Source organism: Agrococcus jejuensis, assembly GCF_007679035.1.
Lineage (GTDB): Bacteria > Actinomycetota > Actinomycetes > Actinomycetales > Microbacteriaceae > Agrococcus > Agrococcus jejuensis_A.
On record NZ_VEFR01000001.1, the window covers coordinates 18,198 to 40,330 of the forward strand.

The 22,133-nt window shown below is 73.6% G+C and carries 14 protein-coding genes; 8 read left to right on the plus strand and 6 right to left on the minus strand.

Annotated features, from left to right (window positions below; translation table 11 throughout):
* Window positions 1-108: 108 nt before the first annotated feature.
* From FS793_RS00090 to der, 3 genes are all read left to right on the plus strand, one after another.
* Window positions 109-1,122, plus strand: coding sequence for a prephenate dehydrogenase (locus FS793_RS00090; RefSeq protein ID WP_440130449.1), 1,014 nt, complete (start codon window positions 109-111; stop codon window positions 1,120-1,122).
* Window positions 1,104-1,772, plus strand: a complete 669-nt coding sequence (gene cmk / locus FS793_RS00095) for a (d)CMP kinase (RefSeq protein WP_144717361.1) — start codon at window positions 1,104-1,106, stop codon at window positions 1,770-1,772. Before FS793_RS00090 ends, cmk begins: the two co-directional genes overlap by 19 nt.
* Before the next feature lie 80 nt (window positions 1,773-1,852).
* Entirely contained in the window at window positions 1,853-3,304 is a 1,452-nt protein-coding gene (gene der, locus FS793_RS00100) for a ribosome biogenesis GTPase Der (protein ID WP_144719689.1), read from the plus strand.
* 4 nt (window positions 3,305-3,308) lie between these two features.
* Here the strand turns inward: der and FS793_RS00105 are convergent, their stop codons facing one another.
* The 3 genes from FS793_RS00105 to pdxY are packed head-to-tail and all read right to left on the minus strand — an operon-like array spanning window position 3,309 to window position 5,932.
* A complete protein-coding gene (locus FS793_RS00105) occupies window positions 3,309-4,103 on the minus strand; it encodes a DNA/RNA non-specific endonuclease (RefSeq protein WP_186329247.1) in 795 nt (264 codons plus the stop codon).
* Between the two features lie 43 nt (window positions 4,104-4,146).
* A complete protein-coding gene (locus tag FS793_RS00110; RefSeq protein ID WP_144717365.1) occupies window positions 4,147-5,076 on the minus strand; it encodes a GTP pyrophosphokinase in 930 nt (309 codons plus the stop codon).
* A 4-nt stretch (window positions 5,077-5,080) separates the two neighbouring features.
* On the minus strand, window positions 5,081-5,932 hold the full coding sequence (gene pdxY / locus FS793_RS00115; RefSeq protein WP_144717367.1) for a pyridoxal kinase PdxY: 852 nt from the start codon (window positions 5,930-5,932) through the stop codon (window positions 5,081-5,083).
* A gap of 68 nt (window positions 5,933-6,000) precedes the next feature.
* Between pdxY and FS793_RS00120 the strand changes: the two genes are divergently transcribed.
* Window positions 6,001-6,459, plus strand: a complete 459-nt coding sequence (locus FS793_RS00120) for a VOC family protein (RefSeq protein ID WP_144717369.1) — start codon at window positions 6,001-6,003, stop codon at window positions 6,457-6,459.
* 2 nt (window positions 6,460-6,461) lie between these two features.
* On the opposite strand, the gene FS793_RS00125 is transcribed toward FS793_RS00120, so the two are convergent.
* From FS793_RS00125 to FS793_RS00135, 3 genes are all read right to left on the minus strand, one after another.
* Window positions 6,462-6,962, minus strand: coding sequence for a DUF2017 family protein (locus tag FS793_RS00125; RefSeq protein WP_144717371.1), 501 nt, complete (start codon window positions 6,960-6,962; stop codon window positions 6,462-6,464).
* A complete protein-coding gene (clpS, locus tag FS793_RS00130) occupies window positions 6,959-7,252 on the minus strand; it encodes an ATP-dependent Clp protease adapter ClpS (RefSeq protein ID WP_144717373.1) in 294 nt (97 codons plus the stop codon). Before clpS ends, FS793_RS00125 begins: the two co-directional genes overlap by 4 nt.
* An 82-nt stretch (window positions 7,253-7,334) precedes the next feature.
* Complete coding sequence (locus FS793_RS00135; RefSeq protein WP_144717375.1) at window positions 7,335-8,582, minus strand: MFS transporter; 1,248 nt, start codon at window positions 8,580-8,582, stop codon at window positions 7,335-7,337.
* Window positions 8,583-8,777: 195 nt separating this feature from the next.
* Here FS793_RS00135 and FS793_RS00140 point away from each other — a divergent pair, with 195 nt between their 5' ends.
* The 4 genes from FS793_RS00140 to FS793_RS00155 all read left to right on the plus strand — a co-directional run bounded on the left by FS793_RS00140 (window position 8,778) and on the right by FS793_RS00155 (window position 22,103).
* Window positions 8,778-9,575, plus strand: coding sequence for a siderophore-interacting protein (locus FS793_RS00140; RefSeq protein WP_144717377.1), 798 nt, complete (start codon window positions 8,778-8,780; stop codon window positions 9,573-9,575).
* Between the two features lie 239 nt (window positions 9,576-9,814).
* A complete protein-coding gene (locus tag FS793_RS00145) occupies window positions 9,815-11,242 on the plus strand; it encodes a glyceraldehyde-3-phosphate dehydrogenase (RefSeq protein WP_440130450.1) in 1,428 nt (475 codons plus the stop codon).
* 167 nt (window positions 11,243-11,409) lie between these two features.
* Window positions 11,410-11,634: a hypothetical protein gene (locus tag FS793_RS00150; protein ID WP_144717381.1), complete on the plus strand. Its 225-nt coding sequence runs from the start codon at window positions 11,410-11,412 to the stop codon at window positions 11,632-11,634.
* 80 nt (window positions 11,635-11,714) lie between these two features.
* Window positions 11,715-22,103 carry a non-ribosomal peptide synthetase gene (locus FS793_RS00155; protein WP_144717383.1) on the plus strand — a complete coding sequence of 3,463 codons (10,389 nt, stop codon included), beginning with the start codon at window positions 11,715-11,717 and terminating at the stop codon, window positions 22,101-22,103.
* Window positions 22,104-22,133: the final 30 nt, after the last annotated feature.

A 22,133-nucleotide genomic window follows, 5' to 3' on the forward strand; every position in this document is an offset into this window, starting at 1 on the left:
GGGCGTGCCGGGCGGAGCCCGCCGGTCGCGTACCCTTGACCGGTGACCCATCGACTCCGCGGACCCGTGCGCATCGTCGGCACCGGGCTCCTCGGATCCTCGATCGGGATGGGTCTGACGAGGCTGGGCGTCGACGTGACGCTCGCCGACGTCAGCCCCACGGCCGTGCGCCTCGCCGCCGACTACGGTGCCGGACGCCCCGCGGGCATCGGCGACGCCCCGGCGCTCGTGGTCGTGGCCGTGCCGCCCGACGTCACCGCCGACGTCGTCGCGCGCGAGCTCGACACGCACCGCGACGCCGTCGTCATCGACGTCGCGAGCGTCAAGGCCCCGATCCTCGCCGACCTCCGCAGCGCTGGCGCCGACGTGAGCCGCTACCTCGGCACGCATCCCATGGCCGGCCGCGAGCGCTCGGGGGCCCTCGCAGGCCGCGCCGACCTCTTCGTCGGTCGCCCGTGGGTGATCGCCGACCACGACGCCATCTCGTACGCGCAGGGCAGCGTCGTCGACGACCTCATCCTCGACCTCGGCGCCATCCCGATCGAGATGGATCCCGCCGAGCACGACCGCTCGGTCGCGACCGTGAGCCATGTGCCGCAGCTCGTCTCGACGCTCATGGCCGTGCGCCTGCAGGAGGCCGCCGACGAGGCGCTGCGGCTCGCGGGGCAGGGCGTGCGCGACGTCACGCGCGTCGCAGGCAGCGACCCGGGCCTGTGGGTGCAGATCCTCTCGGCCAACGCCCCCGCCGTCGCCGAGCAGCTGCGCGCGCTGCGCGCCGACCTCGACCGCCTCGTCGACGCGCTCGACGACGTCGATCGCGAGGGCGCGCGCCGCACGATCGCCGACGTGCTCGCCGACGGCCGCGCCGGCGTCGAGCGCCTGCCGGGCAAGCACGGCCAGCGGTCGCGCTTCACGCGCATCGCCGTGCGCGTCGACGACCGCCCGGGCCAGCTCGCCCGCCTCCTCACCGACATCGGAGACGCCAACGTGAACATGGAGGACGTGCGCCTCGAGCACGCCGAGGGCGCCCAGTTCGGCGTCGCCGAGATCCTCATCGCCCCCGAGACCGAGCAGCGACTGCTCGAGGCCCTCGACGCGCGCGGATGGGCGGTGGTCTCGTGACGACCGTCGCCATCGACGGGCCCGCGGGCTCGGGCAAGTCCTCCGTCGCGCGCGTCGCGGCCGAGCAGCTGGGCTTCCACCTGCTCGACACCGGCGCCGCCTACCGCTCGCTCGCGTGGCTCGTGCTCGAGCGGGGCCTCGACCCGTACGTCGAGACCGACGTGCTGAGCTTGCTCGACGACTTCGACTACGCCGTCGACGTCGCAGGCGAGACGCAACGGTTCTCGGTCGGCGGCGTCGACGTGACCGATGCCATCCGCACCGAGCGCATCTCGGGCGCCGTCTCGGGCGTCGCCCGCGTGCCCGCCGTGCGCGAGGCCGTCAACGTGCGCTTCCGCGCCCTCATCGCCGACGCCCGTCCGGGCATCGTCGTCGAGGGGCGCGACATCACCACGGTCGTCGCGCCCGACGCCGACGTGCGCATCCTGCTCACCGCCGACGAGGACGTGCGCATCCGCCGCCGCATCGGCGACGTGGGGGATGCGGCAGGCGTGGCGGAGCGCCTGAGCGCGCGCGACCGATCCGACAACCAGGTGGTCGACTTCATGACGCCCGCACCGGGCGTGACGCTGGTCGACTCCACCCATCTCGACTTCGACGAGACCGTCGCCGCGGTCGTCGAGCTCGTACGAACGCAGGAGCGTGCATGACCACCGACCAGCCCCAGCCCGACGGGTTCGACCCGGCCGACGCCGACGACGTGGAGGTCGTGCAGGCCTACCCGACCGACATGGACGAGGCGCGCGAGCTCGACGAGGCGCGCGTCGCCTCGCTGCGCGCCGGCCTCTCCGACTACGACCTCGACGAGGAGGACGCGGCGCTGCTCGCGGCCGAGCTCGGACCCGACGAGGTCGTCACGCTGCCCGCGCTGCCCGTGCTGGCGATCGTCGGCCGCCCCAACGTGGGCAAGTCGGCGCTCGTGAACCGCATCATCGGCCGTCGCGAGGCCGTCGTCGAGGACACCCCCGGCGTCACGCGCGACCGCGTCACCTACCGTGCCGAGTGGGAGGGCCGTGCGTTCACGGTCGTCGACACCGGCGGGTGGGAGCCGGATGCGCGCGGCATCGACAAGTCGGTCGCGCAGCAGGCGGAGATCGCCGTCGACCTCGCCGACGCCGTGCTGTTCGTCGTCGACGTGACCGTGGGCGCGACGTCGACCGACGAGCACGTCGTGCGCATGCTGCGCTCGTCGTCGAAGCCCGTCATGCTCGTCGCCAACAAGTCCGACGACGCCCGCCGCGACCTCGAGGCCTCGAGCCTGTGGAGCCTCGGCCTCGGCGAGCCGTACCCGGTCTCGGCGCTGCACAGCCGTGGCGTCGCCGACCTGCTCGACGCCGCCATGAAGGTGCTGCCCGACGAGTCGGCCGTCGCGAAGGTCGAGCTCGGCGGACCCCGCCGCGTCGCCCTGCTCGGTCGCCCGAACGTCGGCAAGTCGTCGCTGCTCAACAAGGCCGCCGGCGAGGAGCGCGTCGTCGTCAACGAGATGGCAGGCACGACGCGCGACCCCGTCGACGAGCAGATCGAGCTCGCCGGCCGCGTGTGGCGCTTCGTCGACACCGCAGGCATCCGTCGCCGCGTGCACCTGCAGCAGGGCGCCGACTTCTACGCGACGCTGCGCACGCAGGCCGCGCTCGAGAAGGCCGAGGTGGCGGTCGTGCTGCTCGACGTCACCGAGGTGCTGTCGGAGCAGGACGTGCGCATCGTCGACCTCGTGCTCGAGTCGGGCCGCGCGCTCGTGCTGGCGTTCAACAAGTGGGACCAGCTCGAGGACGAGCGCCGCAAGTACCTCGAGCGCGAGATCGAGAAGGACCTCCACCACGTCGCCTGGGCGCCGCGCGTGAACATCTCGGCCCGCACGGGTCGTCACCTCGAGAAGCTCGTGCCCGCCCTCGAGCTCGCCCTCGACTCGTGGGACACGCGCATCCCCACCGGCAAGCTCAACGCGTTCCTCGCCGAGCTGTCGGCGGCGAACCCGCACCCCGTGCGCAGCGGCAAGCAGCCGCGCATCCTCTTCGCGACGCAGGCGAGCACGCGTCCGCCGACCTTCGTGCTGTTCACGACCGGCTTCCTCGACCCGCAGTACCGCCGCTTCATCACGCGTCGTCTGCGCGAGGAGTTCGGCTTCGAGGGCAGCCCGATCCAGGTCAACGTGCGCGTGCGCGAGCGCCGCGAGCGTCGCTAGCGCCTCACCAGTCGACGTCGTCGACGCTCGCCACGAGGCGCGGCGTCGTCGGCGTCGCCGTGCGGCTGCGCTTGCCGACGGGGATGCGGGACAGGTCGAGTCCGGTGCGCTCGGCGAGATCGTCGAGGGTCACCTCGTACGTCTCGAAGCCGTCGAGGTAGGCGGGCTGCACGGTCGACAGGTCCTGCGCGAGCAGGAACGCGCGAGCGCGGATGGCGTCGCCGAGCCGGTAGACGACGATCTTCCAGTGCTCGCGCGGCAGGCGCACGACGCCGCGGTACTCGGGGTCGTCGGCTGCGAGCACCGGGCCTGCGAAGACGACGACGCGGCGCTCATGCAGGCCGTCGAGGTCGAGCACGGCGTGCTCGAGCTCGCCCCACGCGCCGCCGCGGCCCGACTGGTTGAAGTCGGCATGCTGCGGCGTGATGTTCGTGAAGCAGAACGAGTCGCGGTTCGCGGCACGCGCCTCGGCGAGCGTGCCCCACAGCAGGTCGGCGCGGCGCGCGAGGTGGCCGCGATCGAGGTCGTTGGCCGCGTAGACCTCGTCGGTCGTCTGCTCGTCGAGCGGCAGCCGCTCGTCGGCGAAGAAGTCGCGCTGGCGGGGGATGTCGGGGAAGAGCCGCAGGCCGTCGATCGCCCATGCCACCGACCACGCGAGGCGCCGCTGCCGATGCATCGTCACCGAGAAGTGCGTGTACGGCAGCACCGGTGCGTCCGCGTCGTCGACGGGCGTCGGCGCGGGCACGTCGACGCCGAGGAATCGTGGGTCGTAGCCGGCCGGGGGCTTCGTGTTCGCCATCGTGGGCGATGCTAGGCGCGACGTGCGACGACGCGCGTGGGGATCAGCCCTCGGCGACCTCGGGCAGGGCGACCGGCAGGTAGTAGAGACCGCGCTCGTCCTCGAAGACGCGGGCCTCGAGCGTCGAGCCCTCCGGCACGAACGCATCCACGTCGACGTGCCGGTCGGTGGGTGCGAGCGCCCGCACGGCGAAGGCCGGGATGAGGCCCTGGCGGCCCTCGTCATCGACCGCCAGCGCATAGCGCGGACCTGTCGAGCGCACGACGACCGAGCGGATCGGGATGCGGCCCGCGATCGTCTGCGCACGCTCCGACGCCGGCTCGGCGGTCGCGACGTCGAACTCGCCAGCGAGGTCGTCGGCGAGGCGATCCACCTCGGCCAGCAGGTTCGCCATCGTGCGGCCCACCGACCGGTGGAAGCCGCTCGGCCGCAGCCCACCGCCGGGCTTGTAGAGGTCCTCGTGCGTCAGCTCGCCCCAGGCATCCTGCACGCGCGTCTTGATCTGCACCTCGACGGCCACGACCGTCGTGCCCGCAGGCGTCGTGACGTCGACGTCGAGCAGCGCATGCACGGCGCGGTAGCCGGAGGGCTTGGGCTCGGCGACGTAGTCGCGGATCTCGACGAGGTGGATGCCGTCCTGGTGCGCCGTCGCGACGTCGTCGGCGAGCAGCAGCTGGTCGCGCGTCGACTTGCACAGCACCTTCACGCCGACGACGTCGCGCACGAGCTCCTCGACCTGGTCGACCGTGACGTCGGCGAGGTCCAGCTCGGTCGCAGCACGCGAGAGGCGATCGATCGTGCGCGCCTCGTCCTTGATGCGACCGGGCATGACGACGAGCCGCATGCGGTCGGCGTCGGCGAGCAGCGCATCCGCGCGCTCGTCGAGCCAGCCCTCGACCATGCCCATGGCGGCATCCCATGCGTCGGCGCGCGTCTCGTACGCGCGCCGCACCGCGGTGGTCGGGTCAGTCATGGCGTCAGCGGACCTGTCGGACCTGGAACTGGCGACGCGGGTGCGCGTACGCCTCCTGCGCCTCCACGAGCTGGAGCTCGCGCTCGCCCGAGTCGAGGGTGGTCTGCAGCAGGTCGAACACGCTCGACACCGTCGCCTCGAGCGCATCCCACGCCGATCCCGACGTGCGGTAGTGCGCCGTGAACAGCGCGGCGGTGACGTCGCCGGAGCCGTTGGCCTTGAACGGCAGGAACGGGGTCTGCACGATCCAGGCGCCCTCGTCGTCGACCGCGAGCATCTCGATGGTGCCCTGCGGTCGGTCGGGGCGCTCGACGCTCGTGACGAGCACCGTGCGGGGTCCCATGTCGCGGGCGCGGTCGACGGACTCGAGGGTCTCGTCGAGCGTCGCCGGCTCGGTGCCGGTGAGGAAGCCGAGCTCGAACTGGTTCGGCGCGATGAGGTCGGCGACCGGCACGACGCGCTCGCGGATGAGCGCAGGGATCGCCGGAGCGACGAAGCAGCCGGACTTCGCGTTGCCCATGACGGGATCGCACGTGTACGTCGCGGCCGGGTTGAGCGCCTTCGTGCGCTGCACGGCGTCGACGACGACGTCGACGATCTCCTCGCCGCCGAGGTAGCCCGAGAGCACCGCATCGACCTGGGCGAGCGCGCCGCGCTCCTCGATGCCGAGGATGACGTCGGCGACGTCGGTCGCGGGCAGCAGCGGGCCGCGCCACGCGCCGTACCCGGTGTGGTTCGAGAACACGACGGTCGAGACCGGCCACACCTCGTGCCCCAGCCGCTGCAGCGGGAACACGGCGGCCGAGTTGCCGACGTGGCCGTACGCGACCGACGACTGGATCGAGAGGATCTTCATCCTGCGATCCTCCCACCGGTCGCGAGCGGATGCGGAATCGGCGCGGGCGGGATGCCGTTGCATCCGGCATGAGCGAGGCAGCCCGTCCGACCGTCCGTCAGCTGCGCATCGTCGTCGAGGCCGACGACCACGACGCCGCCGTCGCGTTCTTCCGCGACGCCCTCGGGCTGCCCGAGCAGGCGGCGTACGCGGGGGAGGGCGACGAGCGCGTGGTGATCCTCGAGGCCGGGCGGGCGACCCTGGAGCTCGCGAACCCCTCCCACGTGCGCGCGATCGACGCCGTCGAGACCGACGGCGTGACGAGCCCGCGCATCCGCCTCGCGTTCGAGGTCGACGACGCGGCTGCGGCGACGTCGGCGCTGGAGGCCGCGGGCGGCGAGGTGCTGGCGACGCCGCGCGAGACGCCCTGGCGGTCGCTGAACGCGCGGCTGCAGGCGCCCGCCGACCTGCAGATCACGCTCTTCGAGGAGCTCGAGACGCTGCAGGAGCGCTCGCAGCGCGAGGGCTTCGGGGCCGGGGAGCGCTGAGGTCAGTCCGAGACGACGGCCTCGACGAGGCTGCCCTGCGCGTAGCCGAGCCAGTCGACGACCGCCTGGAACTGGGCGAGGTCGTCGGCCGTGAGGTCGAGGTGGCTCGTGGGGCCCTGCTGCACGCGCGTGTGCAGCACGATGCGGATGTCGCCGATGCCCGCGAGCCACGCATCCGCCGACTCCTCGGGCACCTCGACGCGCACGCGCTCGTCGACGACGGTCGCGTGGGCGGCGAGGTCGCGCGCCATCGCCCGTTGCCGGTCGAGCCGGAGCGCCGCCTGGTCGTCGGAGGTGAGCCTGCGGAACTCGTCGGCGAGCTCCTCGTCCTCGTACGCGGCGGGGAAGAGGCGCTCGACCACGGGATCGGCGCGGTCGGCCTCGCCGTCGCGCACCGCGACGAACACCTGCCGCACCTGGGCGACGAGCCGGGTGAGCATCGTCGCCTCGTCGGCCGTGAGCTCGAGCACGAGCGCGTCGCCGTCGCGCCTCCACGGCTTCACTCGACACGCTCCAGCGTCGCGAGCAGGCCGTAGCCGTGCATGGCAGACACGTGCAGCTCCTGCTGCTCGCGGCCGCCGGCCGACACGATCGCCCGGCCCTTCGTGTGCACCTGCATCATGAGGCGCTCGGCCTTCGCCTCGTCGAAGCCGAAGTACGAGCGGAACACGTAGGTGACGTAGGTCATGAGGTTCACGGGGTCGTCCCACACGATGGTGACCCAGTCGCCGTCGGTCGCCGCCAGGGCGGCGTCGTCGACCGAGAGGTCGACGTCGGTCGCGGTGCCCTGCATGCACCCGAGCCTACGCACGGGATCTGCGTCGCGGAACGGAGGCTGGCGGCATCCGGTCGGATGCGGTAGCGGGGGGTCGGCGCTAGCCGACGCGCTCGACGATGCCCTGCTCGTGCGTCTCGAGACGGCGCAGCGATGCGGAGCGGCGGTCGAGCAGCACGCTGACGACCGCGAGGCCCATGCCGGCCGTCGCGAGCAGCACGCCCACCCATCCGGGCGCGAGGTAGCCGAGGCCGGCGCCGATCACGGCACCGCCGACAGCCGCGCCGAGCGCGTTGCCGACGTTGAACGCCGCGTGGTTCATCGCGGCACCCAGCAGCTCGGCCTCGCCGGCGATCTGGATGATGCGCGACTGGATCGACGGGATGAGCATCGACGTCGACAGGCCGATGAGGAAGGCGAGCACGAACAGCGCCACGGGCTCGCCGCCGAGCACCGAGTAGAGGCCCATGACGGGGATGACGGCGAGGAAGCCGCCGAGCATCGTCGGCACGAGCGCCTTGTCGCCGAGCACGCCGCCGAGGATGTTGCCGATCGTCATGCCGATGCCGAGCGTCGCGAGCACCCACGGCACCGTGCTCTCGCTGAGGACCGCGACGCGCGTGACGGTCTCGGCGATGTACGAGTAGATGGCGAAGAAGCCGCCGAAGCCGACGGCGCCGACCGCGAGCATGAGCCACAGGCGGCCGTCGCGCAGGGCCGAGAGCTCGCGCAGCGGATTGCGCTCAGGATTGCCTGCCACGGTCGGCAGCGTGCGGAACGCGAGCAGCAGCGTGAGCGCGAAGATGCCGGCGATCGCGACGTACGACCAGCGCCATCCGGCGGTCTGGCCGAGGTAGGTGCCGAGCGGCACGCCGATGACGTTCGCGACCGTGAGCCCCGACAGCGCGAGCGCGACGCCCGCGCCCTGACGGCCGGGACCCATGATGCGGGCCGCGAGCAGCGACGCGACGCCGAAGTACGCGCCATGGGGGAGGCCGGAGACGAAGCGCGACAGCATCGTGAGCTCGAACGTGGGCATGAGCGCGCTCGAGAGGTTCGCGATCGTGAAGGCCGCGGCGAGGATGAGCACGAGCCGCGTCTGCGACATCCGTGCCGCGAGCACCGCGATCGCGGGGGCGCCGACGACGACGCCGAGCGCGTACGCCGAGATGAGCCACCCGGCGGTCTGGATGCCGCGCTCGGGGTTGGCCGCGAAGCCCGGCACGAGGTCGTCGCCGATGAGCGGCAGGAGGCCCATCGAGGCGAACTCGGTGGTGCCGATGCCGAAGCCGCCGAGCGCGAGCGCGAAGAGCGCGAGGACGCGACGGACGGGGGTGAGCTGCTGCATGGGGGAGTCTCCGGACGGTGCGTGGGGACAGGGCTGTGCAGCGCTGCGCACCCCCATCGTATTCCCCCGCGCATCGCCCGACGGGGCCGTGGATCGCCGAGCGGGCTCGACGTGCGGATGCGTCGTCGGCTACGGTGAGGGTTGCCTTACCGCACATCCCCTCCCGCAGCGAACGCTGCACGAAGGAGCTCCCGCATGGCCGGACCCGCGCGCGTCGCCGCCGTCGCCCCTCGATTCATCGACCTCGAGGTGCTCGGCAACGAGCAGATCTCCCCGCACCTGCGTCGCGTGACGCTCGGTGGCGAGGACGTCGCGAACATGACGCCGCAGGGCTACGACCAGTGGTTCCGCTTCTTCATGCGCCGCCCGGACCAGGATGCGCTGCAGGTGCCGACGAGCCCGAAGCAGTGGTTCCCGCAGTACCTGCTCATGTCGGAGGCGAAGCGCCCCTTCATCCGCAACTACACGATCCGCTCGTTCCGCCGCGACGTGCAGGAGCTCGACATCGACTTCGTCGTGCACGAGGACCCGGGTCCCGGCGCGCAGTGGTCGATCGACGCCAAGGTCGGCGAGCGCGCCGCGCTGCTCGACGAGGGCCTGCTCTACAACGACGACGGCGTCGAGGGCGACGTGCTCATGGTCGGCGACGAGTCGGTCATCCCCGCCATCGCGGGCGTCTGCAGCTCGATCGACCGCGGGACGCGCGGCATCGCCGTGATCGAGGTCGGCCACATGGACGACGTGCAGGACCTCGGGCAGCCGGACGGCATCGACGTGCACTGGATCCACCGCGGCTCGGAGCGCGAGGGCCAGGCCGGCCTGCGGGCGCTCGCCGACCTCGACCTGCCCGGCGACATCGCCTACGCGTACGCCGCAGGCGAGCAGTCGCTCGCGACCGGCGCGCGCCGCCACCTCGTGAAGCACCGCGGCGTCGACAAGGCCAACGTCACGTTCACGGGCTACTGGCGCCTCGGCAAGGCCTACGTGTCCTGACCCGCTGACGTCCGCCCCGCACGAGAACCCCGGTGAAGAACCGGGGTTCTTGTCGTCTCGGCAAGCGCTCGCAGCCTGACCCGCCCGATCCGCCCCGCATCCTGCGCTGCGGCGAAAGGATGGGGATGCGGCGAGATCCGCCGCGACGGACCCGCGCCCGAGCCGGGCGCACGAGGAGCGAAGAGCGAGTGACGGACGCAGTGCAGCGATCCCAGGACGCATGGTTGGAGCGCGTCGCGATGGCCGAGTCGGCCATCCCCCTCATCGGCAGGCTGTACCGCGAGCGGAACGTCATCCCGCACGTGCACGGCCGCAAGATCATCAACCGCTCGGCGATCGAGGTGCTGCGCGCCCACCGCTGGGCGCGTCGCGTCAGCGACGTCGAGCTCGACGTCGCGCACTCGCTGCTCGCGCTCCAGGTCGCCGACGAGCTGCGCCTGCAGGGCGTCTCGCTCGATCTCGGCCGCCTGCTCGACGGCGCGCCCGACGACGTGTCGGGCCTCGAGGCGTACGTGCGCGACGCGCTCGGCTCGCTGCAGTCGTGGGAGCACCAGGAGCCCACCGACGTCGTGCTCTACGGCTTCGGCCGCATCGGGCGCCTGCTCGCCCGCATCCTCGTCGGTCACGCGGGCAACGGCCTCGGCCTGCGCCTGCGCGCCATCGTCGTGCGCTCGGGCGGCGAGCACGATCTCGAGAAGCGCGCGAACCTGCTGCGCCGCGACTCGGTGCACGGCCCGTTCGACGGCACGATCCAGATCGACCACGAGGCGCAGACGATCCTCGCCAACGGCACGCTCATCCAGGTCATCCACTCCGACGACCCCTCGAGCGTCGACTACGAGGCGCACGGCATCCGCGACGCGATCGTCGTCGACAACACGGGCCGCTGGCGCGACGAGGCGGGCCTGTCGCTGCACCTGCAGTCGAAGGGCGTCTCGCGCGTGCTGCTGACGGCGCCGGGCAAGAGCCCCCTGAAGAACGTCGTGTTCGGCATCAACCAGGACATGATCGACGCCGACGACCGCATCGTCACGGCCGCGTCGTGCACGACGAACGCCATCACGCCCGTGCTCAAGGTGCTGCACGACGCCTACGGCGTCGAGCACGGTCATGTCGAGACCGTGCACTCGTACACGAACGACCAGAACCTCATCGACAACTTCCACAAGGGCGACCGTCGCGGCCGTTCGGCTGCCCTCAACATGGTGCTCACCGAGACCGGTGCGGCGAAGGCCGTCGCGAAGGCGCTGCCGGAGCTCGAGGGACGCCTGACGGGCAACGCGATCCGCGTGCCGACGCCCGACGTGTCGATGGCGATCCTCAACCTCACGCTCGAGACGGCCGTCGAGCGCGACCAGGTCAACGAGCTGCTGCGCCGCGCGTCGCTCAAGGGACGCCTGCGCACGCAGATCGACTTCGTCGACTCGCCCGAGGTCGTCTCGACGGACTTCGTCGGCAACAACCGCGCCGGCATCGTCGACGGCCTCGCGACCATCGCATCCGGCCGCCACCTCGTCGTGTACGTCTGGTACGACAACGAGTACGGCTACTCGTCGCAGGTCGTGCGCGTGCTCGAGCACATGGCCGAGCAGATGCAGGCGGCGCGCGTCGAGCGGCCGCGCGAGCCCGTCGGCGGCGTCGCCGCGGAGGCCGCGGCCCGCGGCTGAGCGCAGATCGACGGCGGGCGACCTCGGTCGCCTGCCGTCGCCTGCACCTGAAGCGTCCTCAGGATCCGCCGCGCCCGAGCCTCGAGCGCATCCAAACTCCTCGACGCGCGGTCCCGAACGACCTCACGTGCCCGATGCGGGCACCACAGGCTCAGGAGGGGAATCCCATGAAGAAGACCACTCGGACCATGAGTGCCGCGGCCGCGACGGCCGCGCTCGCCATCGCCGGCATCGCCGTCGGCGGACCCGCCGCCATGGCGTCGGAGCAGTCGTCGGCCATCGGCTCCGTCTCGTCGCCGCAGGCCGCGCTCATCGAGGGCCCGCTCGTGCAGGGTCCGCTCGTCGACGTGGGCGGCATCCTCAACTTCCTGCAGATCGGCCAGTTCCAGTAGGCACGCGGCCTCAGCGACCGACCACGCAGACCACGAGGCCCCGCGCAGCGCGCGGGGTCTCGTCATGAGGAGCGACACGAGTGACGAGCACGACGCCCGAGACCGACCCGACGAACGACGCCAGCGCCCACGACGGCCGCATCCCGCTCACCGCGGCCCAGCGCGGCATCTGGTACGCGCAGCAGCTCGACGTCGAGAACCCGAGCTACCAGATCGGCCAGTACCTCGACCTGCGCGGTCGGATCGAGCCCCGGCTCATGCGCATCGCCGTGACGAAGATCGTCGCCGACCTCGACGCCGTGAGCCTGCGGCTGCGGGAGGACGGCGACGGTCCGTACGCCATCGCCGCACCGCCGCGGCCGACCGACGACCTCCTCGAGGTGGTCGACCTCCGCACGCTCGACGTCGACGACGCGATCGGGCAGGCCCGCGCGCGCATGGACCGCGAGATGGCGACGCCGCGCGACCTCACGGGCGACGAGCTCTTCGGCGCGATCCTCTTCCGCCTCGCCGGCGACCGCTCGCTCTTCTTCCAGCGGGTCCATCACATCCTGCTCGACGGGTACGGCGCCGTCGTCGCCCTGCGCTACCTCGCAGGGGTCTACTCGCGCCTCGCCCGCTTCACGCCGCCCGGCAGGCTGCTGGGGCTCGTGGACGGCGCCGTCGCCCGCGTCGCCGCCCGCATCCCGTCGCCGCTGCCTGCGCTCGCCGACCTGCACGCGTCGATCGACGCGTACGAGGCCTCCGACCAGCACGTCGCCGACGAGGCCTACTGGACCGAGGCGCTCGCCGACGACGTCGTCGTCGAGGGCCTCGAGGGTGCGACGAGCGGCGTGGCCTCGCAGGTCGTGCGCATCGCCGTGCCCCTCGACGCCTCGCTCGTCGAGCGTCTGCGCGCCCTCGGGCGCGACCTGCCGAAGACGGTCGTCGGCGTCACCGCGCTCTACATGGCGAAGGTGACGGGGGAGCGGCGCGTCTCGGTGGGCCTGCCGGTGACGGCCCGTCGGGGCGCGGTCGCCAAGACGACGCCGTCGATGCTCTCGAGCATCCTGCCGCTGCGGGTCGACGTCGACCCCGCCTCGACCGTCGGCGACGTCGTCGCCCACGCCGGCGACGTCGTGCGCGGCGCCGTGCGGCATCAGCGGTTCCGCACCGAGCGCGTCGACGGCGCCCCGACCTTCGCGGGCCCCTCGATCAACCTGCTGCCCGTCATCGACGCCCTGCGCTTCGGCGATGCGACCGGCGAGGTGCGCATCCTCTCGACGGGCCCCGTGCACGACCTCTCGATCGTGCTCTCCGGCCTCGAGAGCGACGCGGCCGACGCCGTGCTGCAGCTCGAGGGCGACGCCGACGTGCACACCGAGGAGAGCCTCGGCGAGCACGCCGCGCGCCTGCTCGCCCTGCTGTCGGACGCCATCGACGTCCCGGACCGCGCCGTCACCGCTGCGACGATCCTCGCGAGCGACGAGGCGGAAGCGCTGCTCGAGCACGGCGCCGGACGAGCGGTCGCGATCGGGCACGAGACCGTGCTCGAGGCGTTCGCCGCGATCGCCCGTCAGCGTCCGCACGAGCCGGCGGTCGTCGCCGCCGACGGCATGATGACGTTCGCGATGCTCGACGCCGACGCCACGAGGCTCGCCCACCACCTCGTCGCCCAGGGCGTCGGGCCCGGCGCGCGCGTCGCGGTGCGCATCGAGCGCAGCGTCGCGCTGCCGATGCTCGTGCTGGCCGTGCTGCGGGCCGGCGGCGCCTACGTGCCGCTCGACCCCGAGTACCCCATCGACCGCGTCGCGGGGATGGTCGAGGACGCCGCGCCCGTGCTGCTGCTCACGAGCACCGGCCAGCTCGAGCGCGATCGTGCGGCGGGCGCCGACTGGTCCGTGCCCACGCTCGCGATCGACGCGGACACCGCCGTATGGCGTCGCGAGCGCGACGACGCGCGCGCGCTGCCGGCCGCGGCCGACGGCGACCTCGCCTACGTCGTCTTCACCTCCGGCAGCACCGGACGCCCCAAGGGCGTCGGCGTCGACCGCATCGCGCTGCGCAACCTGTTCCAGCAGCACCGGGCCGAGATGTTCGAGCCCGCCGCGGCCCGCCTCGGGCGACCCGTGCGCGTGGCGCACACGGCCGGTCTGTCGTTCGACGCCGCCTGGGATCCGCTGCTGTGGCTGTTCGCGGGCCACGAGCTGCACATGATCGACGACGACGCGCGTCGCGACCCCGAGCGCCTCGTGCGGCTGCTCGGCGACCACAGGATCGACGCGATCGAGACGACGCCGTCGTTCGCCGAGGCGCTCATCGCCGCCGGCATGCTCGACGCCGACCGCCACCCGACCGAGATCGCCCTCGGCGGCGAGGCCGTCGGCCCGGCCCTGTGGGATGCCCTCGCGGCGCGCGACGACATCCACGCCGTCAACCTCTACGGCCCGACGGAGACGACGGTCGACAGCCTCATCGCCGTGATCGAGCCCGGCGTGCAGCCGCACATCGGCGCATCCGTGCGCAACGCCCGCCACTACATCCTCGACGCGAGCCTCACGCCCGTGCCCGATCGCGCCGTCGGCGAGCTGTACCTCGCGGGCGCCAACGTCGCACGCGGCTACGTCGGCCGCCCCGACCTGAGCGCCGAGCGCTTCGTCGCCGACCCGTTCGCCGACGACGGCTCGCGCATGTACCGCACGGGCGACGTCGTGCGCCGCCGCCGCGACGGATCGCTGCGCTTCGTCGGCCGCATCGACGACCAGGTGAAGATCCGCGGCTACCGCGTCGAGCTCGACGAGGTCGAGGCTGCGATGCGTCGGCAGGATCGCGTGACGCGCGCCGCTGCCGTCGTGCACGGCGAGGGGGCCACGGCGCGCATCGTCGGCTACGTCACCGCCGACGGAGAGCTCGACGGGCTCGGCGCCGCCGTGCGCGAGGCCATGCGACGCGGCGTGCCCGACTACATGGTGCCCTCGACGATCATGGCGCTCAGCGACCTGCCGATGACCCCGAACGGCAAGCTCGACCGGCGCGCGCTGCCGACGCCCGAGCGATCGAGCGCCGACCCCGCGCAGCAGCCGCAGACCACGATGCAGCGCATCGTGGCCGAGGCCTTCGCAGCGACCCTCGAGGTCGACGCCGTGGGCATCGACGAGGACTTCTTCGCCGCCGGTGGGCACTCGCTGCTCGCGACGCGGCTCGCGTCGACGCTCTCGCAGCGCCTCGAGCGGCAGATCACGGTGCGCGACGTCTTCGAGCGCCCGACGGTCGCCGCGCTCGCCGAGCGCGCGGGGGACTCGGGGGTCGACGATCGCCCGTCGCGTCTGTCGCGTGCGACGCGTCCCGATCCGCTGCCCGTGTCGCTCGCGCAGCGTCGGCTGTGGTTCCTCAACCGGCTCGAGCCCGACTCGGCCGCCTACTCGATCCCCGTCGTCCTGCACCTCGACGGCCCGCTCGACGTCGCCGCGCTGCGCGCCGCGTTCGTCGACGTCGCCGAGCGGCACGAGCCGCTGCGCACGATCACGCCGCTCGTCGATGGCGAGCCGGTGCAGCGCATCCTCGCAGGCGCCGATGCCCAGCCGTCCTTCACGGCGATCGACGTGCCCGAGGAGCGCGTCGAGGCCGTCGTGCGCCAGGAGGCGATGCGGCCGTTCGACGTGACGGTCGAGACGCCGCTGCGCGCCGTGCTGCTGCGCGTCGCGCCCGAGCGCCACGTGCTCGTCGCGACGATGCACCACATCGCCTCCGACGGCTGGTCGCTCGCGCCCTTCGCACGCGACCTCGGCACCGCCTACGCCGCACGCGCCGCGGGAAAGCAGCCCGCATGGGCGCCGCTCGCGGTCGACTACGCCGACTTCGCCCTGTGGCAGCGCGAGCACCTCGGCTCGGCCGACGACCCCGACAGCGAGCTGTCGACGCAGCTCGCGCATTGGCGCGGCGTGCTCGACGGCGCACCCGACGAGATCTCGCTGCCGCGCGACCGCGCGCGCGGCGCCGCCGACCCGGCCGATCCCGCGCAGCGCGGCGTCGGCGAGGTCGCCCTGACGCTCGACGCCGCCCGCCATGCCGCCGTGCGCGAGCTCGCAGGCGACCACCGCACGAGCCTCTTCATCGTGCTGCACGCCGCCGTCGCCGCCATGCTCGAGCAGCAGGGCGCGGGGGAGGACGTCGTCGTCGGCACGCCCGTCGCCGGTCGCACCGACCCGCAGCTCGACGACCTCGTGGGCTTCTTCGTCAACACGGTCGTGCTGCGCACGTCGCTCGCGGGCGATCCGACGCTCGAGGAGCTGCTCGAGCGCGTCCGCACGAGCAACACCGAGGCCTACGCGCATCAGGACGTGCCGTTCGACGCCGTCGTCGACGCCCTGCGCCCGCCGCGCGTCGCCGGCCGGCCGCCGCTGTTCCAGGTGCTGCTCACGCTGCAGTCGACCGAGCCGGCATCCCTCGACCTCGGCGACGTCGCGGTGACGGTGCCCGGGCAGGTCACGAGCGCCGGCGTCAAGGCCGACCTGCTCATCGACGTCGCGACCCCGGCCGGCGACGACGGCCCGCTCGTCGCGACCCTCGGGTTCGACCGCGCGCTGTTCGACGAGACCACCGTCGAGCGGATGCGCGACGCCCTCGACCGCGTGCTCGCGGGGTTCGTGGATGCGCCGCACCGCCGCGTGTCCGACATCCCCTCGGTCGACGCCGCCACCGTGCGCGTGCTCGACGAGCAGGCGACGGGACGCGCGATGGAGGTCTCGGGCACCGTGCTCGACCGCCTCGCGGCGACCGTCGCGGCGCAGCCCGACGCCGACGCGCTCGTCGACGCCGACGGCGCGACGACCTTCGCCGACCTCGCCGCGCGCATCGACCGGCTCGCTGCGGGGTTCGCGACGCTCGGCGTCGCCCGCGGCGATCGCGTCGCCATCGCGCTGCCGCGCTCGTCCGACGCCATCGCGCTCGTGCTCGCCGCCCTGCGCGCCGGTGCCGTCGCCGTGCCGGTCGACGTCGCCTACCCCGACGCTCGCATCGGGCAGATCCTCGTCGGCGCCGAGCCGACGGTGGTGGTGACCGCCGACGGCGTGCGTGGGACGCGCATCGTCGCCGACGCCGAGCTCGCCGACGCACCGAGCGTCGTCGGGATCGCCGACGTGGCTGCGGCGGGCGTCGATGCCGTCGTGCCCGCGGCGCCCGCGGCCGACGACGCCGCCTACCTCGTCTACACCTCCGGCACCACGGGGGCGCCCAAGGGCGTGCAGGTGTCGCACTCGGCGCTCGCGACCGTGCTCGCGCAGCACGACGACGCCATGATGGGCGCCGTGCGCGACCGCGTCGACGGCGTGCCGCGCATGCTGCATCTGTCGGGGCTCGGCTTCGACGCCGCGTGGGACCCGATCCTGTGGCTCGTGGCCGGCACGACCCTCGAGGTCGCCGACGACGCCACCCGCACCGACGCCGAGGCCGTCGTGCGCGCCATCGCCGACCACGGGGTCGACGTGCTCGAGACGACGCCGTCGTACGCGCAGCAGCTCGTCGCCGTCGGCCTGCTCGACGCCATCGCCGGCCGTCAGGCCCCCCTCACGGTCGCCGTCGGCGGCGAGGCCGTGCCGCAGGCGCTGTGGGACCGGCTCGCGGCAGCCGAGACGATCGACGGCTGGAACCTCTACGGCCCCAGCGAGTCGACGGTCGACGCCGTCGTCGCCCGCATCGCGCCGGGCGCCGTGCACATCGGTGCACCCATCGCCACCGTCACGGCACGCGTGCTCGACCGCTTCCTGCAGCCCGTGCCGCACGGCGTCGAGGGCGAGCTGTACCTCTCGGGCGCGACGCTCGCGCACGGCTACCGCGGTCGCGCCGCCGAGACGGCAGGGCGATTCGTCGCCGACCCGCACGGCGACGGCACCCGCATGTACCGCACGGGCGACGTCGTGCGCCGGCGCGTCACGGGCGAGCTCGAGTTCCTGCGCCGCGACGACGACCAGGTGAAACTGCGCGGCTATCGCATCGAGGTGGGCGACGTGGCGAGCGCCCTCGAGCGCACGCCCGGCGTGCGCGGCGCCGTCGCCCGCGTCGTCGGCGACGCCGAGGCCGCGCGCCTCGTCGCGTGGGTGGCGGGAGACGTCGACGCGGATGCCGCCAGGCGCGCCGCGGCCGCCGAGCTGCCCGAGTACATGGTGCCGACGGCCATCGCCGTCGTCCCCGAGATCCCGCTCACGCCCAACGGCAAGGTCGACGTGGCCGCGCTGCCCGAGCCCTCGGCGACGGGTGGATCGCGCGAGCCCGAGACCGACGACGAGCGCGCGATCTGCCGCATCGTCGGCGACGTGCTCGGCGTGCGCGACGTCGGCCTCGACGACGACTTCTTCGCGCTCGGCGGCCACTCGCTGCTCGCGGTGTCGCTCATGGGCCGCATCCGCGACGAGCTGGGCGCCGCCCTGCCGCTGCGCACCGTGTTCGACGCGCCGACGCCGGCGGGCCTGCTCGCTGCGATCGGCTCGGGACCCGTGGCCGCGGACTCGGCGAGCCGCGCCGAGGTCGCTCCGGCCCTTCGGGCGTGGGCGGCCGAGCACCCGCGCATCGACGGCGAGGAGCTGCCGCTCTCGCCCAACCAGGCGCGTCTGTGGTTCCTCAACCGTCTCGACCCGTCGTCGGCGGAGTACTCCGTCGTGCTGCAGGCGTCGTTCGAGGGCGACCTCGACGTCCGCGCCCTCGGCCACGCGATCGACGACCTCGTCGCTCGACACGAGGTGCTGCGCACGACGTACCCGGAGGTCGACGGTCGTCCGGTGCAGCGCATCCACCCGCCGCGCACGGGCGTGCTCGGCACCGAGGCCGTCGACACGACCGCCGGGTTCGACCTCGCGGTCGACCAGCCGGTGCGCGCCGCGCTCGTCGAGACCGGCGAACGGCAGTGGCGCATCGATCTCGTCATCCACCACATCGCGACCGACGGCGCCTCCCTCGCGCCGCTCGCCCGCGACGTCGCGACCGCGTACGCCGCGCGTGCCGGGGGCACCGCACGCGTGCAGCGCGCGCTGGCGGTGCAGTACGCGGACTTCGCGCGCATGCAGCGCGCGCTCGAGGACGGCGACGACGCACGCCACGACGCCTCGCTCCAGGCCTGGACGGATCGCCTCGCAGGCATCCCCGACGAGCTCGAGCTGCCCGCCGACGGGCGTCGCCCGGAGTCGGCGGCACGGGCGGCGCGCCAGCTGCGCTTCACGATCCCCGCCGACGTCGCATCCGCCGTGCACTCCGCGGCCGGTCAGGCGCAGGCGAGCGGGTTCCACGCGTGGCTCGCAGGGCTCGCCGGCTACCTGCACCGCATCGGCGCCGGCGACGACGTCGTGATCGGCTCGCCGTCGGCGGGCCGCACGGATCCCGACGTCGCCGAGCTCGTCGGCTTCTTCGTCAACACGCTGCCGCTGCGCATCGACCTGGGCGACGCGCCGACGCTCGTCGACGCCATCGAGCGGGCTCGCGCGGCGACGCTGCACGCGATTGAGCACGAGTCGGTGCCGTTCGAGCGCATCGTCGAGGCGATGGCGCCCGAGCGTCGACTCGGCCGGCATCCGCTGTTCCAGACGATGCTCTCGGTCGAGGAGCCCTCCGGCGTCGCGCTCGAGCTGCCGGGCGTCACGACGACGCCCATCGAGCCCGACACGACGGGCGCGGCGAAGGTCGACCTGTCGTTCACGCTGCGACCGCAGCCGTCCGGCGAGGTCGAGGGCGTGCTCGAGCACGATGCCGCGATGTTCAGCGATCGCGCCGCGCGTGGCCTCGTCGATCGGTGGATCGCGTTCCTCGTGGCAGCCGCCGCGGCGCCGCGCGCGCGACTGCGGGATGCCGTGGTCGAGCCGAGCGCCGGCATCCTCGCCGCATGGCCCTCGAGCGAGCAGGAGCGGCCCGCGCTGCTCGACGCGCTCGCCGAGTCGATCGCCGCCCGGCCCGATGCTGCCGCGATCGTCGCCCCCGACGGAGCCGTGGACGGTGCGGCGCTCGCCGACCGCGTCGCGCGCATCGCCGGCGGCCTCGTCGGCGCGGGCGTCGAGCCCGGCGACGTCGTCGCGCTGCGACTGCCGCGATCGGCCGACACGATCGCCGCGCTGCTGGGCGTCTGGCACGCGGGCGCCGTCGTGTCGCCGATCGACGCCGAGCTGCCGCAGGAGCGCGTGGTCTCGATGCTCCGCACCGCGCGAGCACGCCTCGTCGTGCACGCGGGCGCCGACGACGTCTCGGCTGCTGCGGCAGCCGACGCCGGCATCGCCGACGACCGCGTCGTGCTCGTGGACGACCTGGCGTCCGCAGACCCCGTCGACCGGGTCGGCACGGCCCTCGACGCGGCCGCGTACCTCATCTTCACCTCGGGCACGACCGGCGAGCCCAAGGCCGTGCAGGTGCCGCACCGGGCGCTGGCGAGCCTGCTCGCGAGCCACCGGGCGACCCTGCTGCCCGACGCGGACGAGCGACGCATGCGCCTCGCCCATACGACGGGCGTCGGCTTCGACGCCGCGATGGACCCCGTGGTCTGGCTCGCCGCCGGCCACGAGGTGCACGTCGTCGACGACGCGACGCGCCGTGACCCGCAGGCGCTCACGACGCTGCTCGACGAGCGCGGCATCGACGCGTGGGAGACCACGCCGAGCTACGTCGCCGCGCTCGCGGCGCAGACGTCGCTCGCCGACGTGCTCGACCGGCGCGACGCATCCGATCCGTTCACGATGCTGCTCGGCGGCGAGGCCCTCGACGCCGGGCTGTGGACGTGGCTGCGTGCGCGCACGGCCGTCGACGCCTGGAACCTGTACGGCCCGACCGAGGTGGGCGTCGACTCGATGGTCGCCCGCGTCGCGGACGCCGAGCGCCCGGGTCTCGGCGCGACGAGCGTCGACGTCGTGGGCTACGTGCTCGACGATCGGCTGCGGCCGGCGCCCGTCGGCAGCGTCGGCGAGCTGTGGCTCGCCGGGTCGCAGCTCGCGCACGGCTACGCCGGCCGGCCCGACACGACGGCGGACCGCTTCGTCGCCGACCCCTTCGCGGCGGACGGCAGCCGCATGTACCGCACCGGCGACCTCGTCGTCGTGCGTGACGCGGACGCGGGGGAGCTGCCCGACGTCGTCTCGCTCGGGCGCAGCGACGGGCAGGTGAAGATCCGCGGCCACCGCGTCGAGCCAGGCGAGGTGGAGACGCTGCTGCGCGGCGTCGACGGCGTGACCGAGGCCGTCGTGCGCGCGATCGACACCGCGCGCGGCGCAGCGCTGGGGGCATGGATCGTCGTCGACGCCGACGAGGACGGCGACGCCCTCGCCCGTGGCCTCGTCGACCGCGTGCGCGGCCGCGTGCCCGACTACATGGTGCCGGTGGGGGTCGCGGCGATCGACGCCGTGCCGCGCACCCCGAACGGCAAGGTCGACGCCCGCGCGCTGCCCGAGCTGCGCACGGGCGGCGGCGACGGTCGCGCGCCGGAGGGCGACCCGGAGGTGGCGGTCGCCGCCGCCTACGCCGAGGTCCTCGGCGTCGCCGACGTGCGCGCCGACGACTCGTTCTTCGCGCTGGGCGGTCACTCCTTCGTCGCCCAGCCGACGATCCAGGCCGTGAACGCGGCGCTCGGCGCGAGCCTGCCGGTGCAGGCGCTGTTCCAGGCGCCGACGGTCGCGGGGCTCGCAGCGCTCGTCGCCTCCGGCGGCGCGAACGTCGCCGAGAGCCTCCGCACGATCCTCCCGCTGCGGCGCGACGGCGACGGCGAGCCGGTCTTCGCCGTGCACCCCGCGAGCGGCGTGGCGTGGAAGTTCACGTCCTTCGTGTCGAGGCTGCGCACGACGCGGCCCATCCTGGGCGTGCAGATGCCCGGCATCGCCCCCGACGAGGACGAGCCGCCCACCGCCGAGTCCTTCGACGAGCTGCTCGACGTCTACGTCGACGCGATCCGCGCCGAGCAGCCGCACGGGCCGTACCACCTGACGGGCTTCTCGTTCGGTGGCAGGCTCGCGCAGCACATCGCCGCGCGGCTGCAGGCCGACGGCGACGAGGTCGCGCTGCTCGCCGTGCTCGACGCCTATCCGACCGAGGGATCGGCGCTCGACGGCGTCGCGCATCCCGACGACATGTGGCGCGGCTTCCTCGACGCGAACGGCGTCGTGCCGCCCGAGGGCGACCTCGACGTGCACCGCGTGCTCGCGCTGCTCGACGAGGCGGGCAGCCCGCTCGCCGACGTGCCGGCCGAGGCGGTCGAGCGCATGGTGCGCCGCTTCCTGCGGCTCGGCGAGCTGCTCGACGCGGCCGCCGTGCCGACGTTCGACGGCGCGATGCACGTGTTCGCCGCCACCGAGCAGGTGCCGGCCGGCCGGCCCGAGCCGGAGGCGTGGGCGTCGTTCGCGACGGGAGCGGTCACGTCGAGCCTCGTGGGCGTGCGACACCAGGACATGCTGTCGGACCGCGCGCTCGACGACCTCGGTCCCGTGCTCGACGAGCTGCTCGAGCGGGCCGCGACACGCCCAGGCGGGTGAGGTCACTTCGACTTCGAACCATCTGGGGAG

What these genes read in the sequence shown, in the direction of transcription:
- pdxY (WP_144717367.1), bottom strand. Translation starts at nt 5,932, where the DNA reads ATGAAGATCCTCTCGATCCAGTCGTCGGTCGCGTACGGCCACGTCGGC.
- FS793_RS00110 (WP_144717365.1), bottom strand. Translation starts at nt 5,076, where the DNA reads ATGACTGACCCGACCACCGCGGTGCGGCGCGCGTACGAGACGCGCGCC.
- FS793_RS00135 (WP_144717375.1), bottom strand. Translation starts at nt 8,582, where the DNA reads ATGCAGCAGCTCACCCCCGTCCGTCGCGTCCTCGCGCTCTTCGCGCTC.
- FS793_RS00120 (WP_144717369.1), top strand. Translation starts at nt 6,001, where the DNA reads ATGAGCGAGGCAGCCCGTCCGACCGTCCGTCAGCTGCGCATCGTCGTC.
- FS793_RS00150 (WP_144717381.1), top strand. Translation starts at nt 11,410, where the DNA reads ATGAAGAAGACCACTCGGACCATGAGTGCCGCGGCCGCGACGGCCGCG.
- clpS (WP_144717373.1), bottom strand. Translation starts at nt 7,252, where the DNA reads ATGCAGGGCACCGCGACCGACGTCGACCTCTCGGTCGACGACGCCGCC.
- FS793_RS00105 (WP_186329247.1), bottom strand. Translation starts at nt 4,103, where the DNA reads ATGGCGAACACGAAGCCCCCGGCCGGCTACGACCCACGATTCCTCGGC.
- FS793_RS00090 (WP_440130449.1), top strand. Translation starts at nt 109, where the DNA reads ATGGGTCTGACGAGGCTGGGCGTCGACGTGACGCTCGCCGACGTCAGC.
- der (WP_144719689.1), top strand. Translation starts at nt 1,853, where the DNA reads ATGGACGAGGCGCGCGAGCTCGACGAGGCGCGCGTCGCCTCGCTGCGC.
- FS793_RS00140 (WP_144717377.1), top strand. Translation starts at nt 8,778, where the DNA reads ATGGCCGGACCCGCGCGCGTCGCCGCCGTCGCCCCTCGATTCATCGAC.
- cmk (WP_144717361.1), top strand. Translation starts at nt 1,104, where the DNA reads ATGGGCGGTGGTCTCGTGACGACCGTCGCCATCGACGGGCCCGCGGGC.
- FS793_RS00145 (WP_440130450.1), top strand. Translation starts at nt 9,815, where the DNA reads ATGGCCGAGTCGGCCATCCCCCTCATCGGCAGGCTGTACCGCGAGCGG.